The following is a 791-nucleotide window of genomic DNA, read 5'->3' on the forward strand; positions in this document are numbered from 1 at the left end:
GCCGCTCTCGGACGCGATCGACACCGACGGGCTCGACGCGATAGTGACGGGAGATTCCTCACACGACGTAACGGTCGCGTTCTCGTACGCCGGGATGGCCGTGTTCGTCTACGCCGACTCCACCGTCTACGTTCGTCCGGAACGCCCCCGCGAGGACAGTGTACCGGGCGCACACGTGTGAGCCCAGTGAACACGCTACCGCTGTGACTACGACGAAATCACGCAGACGTGTCCACTCCGAAACGCGTGGAACACACCGACGTGTCGGCTACTAAAGCGGTCGACGCCTACGAGAGGGACGAACGGTCGACCACGAGAGCGTCGTGGGGGTCGTCGCGGCCCTCGTAAGCGACGGTCCGACCTCGTTCGGCCCGCTGTACGCCCGAATCGACCCAGACGCGCCGGAGGCCACCCTCCGGTCGGACGGGAGCGAGCGAGGCCTCCTCGAACAGGGTGCGGCACGGTCTCAATAACCGTGCGCAGAGGTGCGATCGCATCGTCCCGGTCGCCGGGCCGTCCCGGAAAAACGTCGAAAACGTCGCTGTTCGGCCTTTACCGTTGTAATCCACAAGAGTTAGTAGTGCCTTCGTCCTATCGATAGTGACTGAATGAAGGAAGAGAATCAAAATATTTCCAATCACGTAGCTAAGGAGACCCCGGAGGTCCGGGCGACGTACGACTGGGACTCAACGCCGCCGAGCACCGGCGTGGTCGAAGTGGTATCAAGCGCGACAGGCCGCGAGCCGCTGGCGCTTCCGCAGCTCTACGGCGCCATCGACTCGGACGCACTG

2 protein-coding genes are annotated in these 791 nt (G+C 63.3%); both read left to right on the plus strand.

Annotation, left to right across the window (positions count from 1 at the left end; translation table 11 throughout):
* Window positions 1-181, plus strand: a 181-nt coding sequence (locus EXE44_RS17425; protein WP_137718007.1) for a HalOD1 output domain-containing protein, incomplete at its 5' end; no start/stop codon positions are given.
* Window positions 182-608: 427 nt separating this feature from the next.
* Window positions 609-791: HalOD1 output domain-containing protein (locus EXE44_RS17430; RefSeq protein WP_303646320.1), on the plus strand; the 183-nt coding region annotated here is incomplete at its 3' end.

Origin of the sequence: Halorubrum sp. SS7, from assembly GCF_005435055.1 — an archaeon.
Classification (GTDB): Archaea; Halobacteriota; Halobacteria; order Halobacteriales; family Haloferacaceae; genus Halorubrum; species Halorubrum salinarum.